Source organism: Candidatus Methylomicrobium oryzae (assembly GCF_016745425.1).
In the GTDB taxonomy this organism is placed as follows: domain Bacteria; phylum Pseudomonadota; class Gammaproteobacteria; order Methylococcales; family Methylomonadaceae; genus Methylomicrobium; species Methylomicrobium oryzae.
Map to the genome: position 1 here is coordinate 1 of NZ_JAERVK010000044.1, position 2,502 is coordinate 2,502.

5 protein-coding genes are annotated in these 2,502 nt (G+C 48.8%); all 5 read right to left on the reverse strand.

What is annotated here, in order from left to right:
* Positions 1-83 precede the first annotated feature (83 nt).
* The gene (locus JJL52_RS20985; protein ID WP_336885093.1) at positions 84-674 is read right to left on the reverse strand and encodes a cupin domain-containing protein; all 591 of its coding nucleotides are present in this window, start codon (positions 672-674) and stop codon (positions 84-86) included.
* Positions 675-1,037: a nuclear transport factor 2 family protein gene (locus tag JJL52_RS20990; protein ID WP_202054474.1), complete on the reverse strand. Its 363-nt coding sequence runs from the start codon at positions 1,035-1,037 to the stop codon at positions 675-677. It abuts the gene before it with no gap.
* 28 nt (positions 1,038-1,065) lie between these two features.
* Positions 1,066-1,617, reverse strand: a complete 552-nt coding sequence (locus JJL52_RS20995) for a hypothetical protein (RefSeq protein WP_202054475.1) — start codon at positions 1,615-1,617, stop codon at positions 1,066-1,068.
* 119 nt (positions 1,618-1,736) lie between these two features.
* Positions 1,737-2,021, reverse strand: coding sequence for a HigA family addiction module antitoxin (locus JJL52_RS21000; protein WP_202054476.1), 285 nt, complete (start codon positions 2,019-2,021; stop codon positions 1,737-1,739).
* A gap of 12 nt (positions 2,022-2,033) precedes the next feature.
* Positions 2,034-2,312, reverse strand: a complete 279-nt coding sequence (locus JJL52_RS21005) for a type II toxin-antitoxin system RelE/ParE family toxin (protein ID WP_202054477.1) — start codon at positions 2,310-2,312, stop codon at positions 2,034-2,036.
* Between the last annotated feature and the right edge of the window lie 190 nt (positions 2,313-2,502).

A 2,502-nucleotide genomic window follows, 5' to 3' on the forward strand; every position in this document is an offset into this window, starting at 1 on the left:
GGTTCAGATGGTGGCTTCGCGCGCTGCGCTCGCACCATCTAACCTTATTCGTTAGCCATGTCATACGCTTCATATACACAAGATCAATAAGGTGTTCCGTCTTTGCGAAAAAATACCCATGCCCCATTTACGAATTTAGCGCATAAATCGTCATCGGGATAGCTTACCTCATCGCCGCTTGTTCTATCGCCAATTTCCAAATAGAGTACATCTTCCATTGTTTCGTTGAGAAGGGAGTGGGCATTACCCGTCCCGGCCTTGAATCCTGCACACATGCCAGGCGACAACCGGGTCTTGCCATTGTTGGTGTGCAGGGTTGGGCATCCCTCCAGGATGTATACGATTTCATCCTGTTTAGCGTGCGCGTGGCGCAAAGACGACGCTGCGCCTGGAGGTAGGCGTGTCAGGTTGACCCCATAATTGGTTAATCCGAAAATATCCCCTAGCGGACGTTTCTCGCGTCCCTTTACTCGATCAGCCAACATCGGTGGATAAACGGAGGGCTTTGCACGCAAAGGCGCGTCGGCTGCATAGATAAAATCTGGATATTCTGCTTTCATCAAGGTTCCTTTATTGCTTTGGTCTTTCTGTTCTAGTGATAAGAAAATCGGTGCAACCGAGTTCGATCTCACGCACACGCTATGGACTTCACCGTGCGGCGAGGGTTTGGTCATTTACCACTTGTCATAATGACACTGGACGCGACTCACAAGTCCGTTTTCATCAAACTCAAATACTTCAGATGCGTTTAGATTGTTTACGCTCTGATACTGAATAACAACGCTACGCACCCCGAAGAATACATTTTTTAGTACAAAATTAAGATCGGGATACGCTGCCAGCCCTTTTGTCAAATACTCTTTTAACGCCCATTTTCCGCAGAGTGTTCCGTGGGGATTGTTAGCTAGTCTGGTAAGGAATGGACTGAAGTATTCAACGTCTTCTGCGTAGTGAGAAACAATGGCTTCAATGTCATGACTATTCCATGCCTGTATCCAGTGCTCGGCAAATTCCTTCGCTTTGTGTTCGGTGAACATGGAACCTCCTGAATGGCTAACGTCTAGCTCAGCCGAGGCAGGCGGCATCGCCGCCTGGCGTCGGTTGGAGCGCAGTGTTATGCGCGCCATTTAGATAGCGCGGTGACTTCAACGCCGCCTGATATTCTTCAACCTTGAAGAAAGGCCACGCTTCGTCATCCCCGTTTCGATGGAAATGGTTGTCAAGACGCTTGGTCACGAGACCCAACGAAATCAACCAGAGAAGAGGGCGCGCAACCCTATAGTAAAGAGGCCAACTCGGCCACTTGTACTCGTAGTCGCTCTTGAGGAAAACGATTGCTCGCATAACGACTGTCAGTTGCTCATTGCTCAAAGCGTGAGCCCCATCCATCTTGTGCCTAGTCAAATCGTCATAAGTTAACCACATGGCTTCATAAACTGCAGTGACGCCACGATCTTTTGTCTCGATTTCCCAAGCTGCATCGTCGAACTGAAAGTTGTCCGTAAAGCACTCGACGAAGTGCCGGATTTCCTCGGCGAGCTTATTTCTCGCTTGGCGATCAATCATGACTTCCTCGCATAACGCAAAGGTAAGGGGCGCGCCGTTGAAGGAAGCCAAGCGAAGCCGCCGAACCTGTTTTAAAAAGCAAACCTACAAAACCGCCAATGGCCGGCGCGTCCTTTTGACCGTTTTGTTGGGCTTGGAACTTAGCTTGGCCTCCAATGTTAATGAACAGATTAAGCCGCCACACGATGGACACCCAAACTATCGCGTTTAGATTCCAATTGCCATAAATCATAAGACGACTGGGCAGCAAGCCATGACTCAGCACTTTTACCAAAAGCCAACTCCAGCCGCAAAGCCATTTCGGGACTCACCCCGGTTTTACCGTTTACCAATGCCGACACTGTTTTACGGGTAACGTTGAGCTTTTTGGCTGCTTGGGTAATGGTTAAATTGAGAGGCTGCAACCAAAGTTCATAAAGAATTTCACCCGGATGCGGGGGATTATACATTTTCATTGACATACCTCATTAGTGGTAGTCCAAGTAATCGACAACGTAAGCATTGCCGTCCTCAAAGCGAAAGATAACTCGCCAGTTCGCTTGCACCGTCAGAGACCAAAAGCCTTCGAAATGGCCTTTTAAAGGGTGGAGACGTAGCGCGGGAGCTTCCAAATCTCCCAATTGATGGGCATCGTTTAGCAATGCCAAAATTAGACGCAAGCGTTTGGCGTGAATTGCTTGGATGCCGCTTTGATTACCCGTAGCAAAGAACTTTTCCAGACCTTTATGAGCGAAGCTTTTGATCATAAGTGCAATTGTAACCGTATGGGTTACGCGATGCAATATGCAAAAGCCCTGTACTGCCCAACGTAGAGCTAACCGGGCGCGGCACGGGAAGCTGAAAATAAAACCGCATTATAACCGCGCTCCGGTTGAGCGCAATGTTGGACGAAGCCGCTATCGCGGAGAAAAGCCAAGCCGCTTGATTGACAATAAA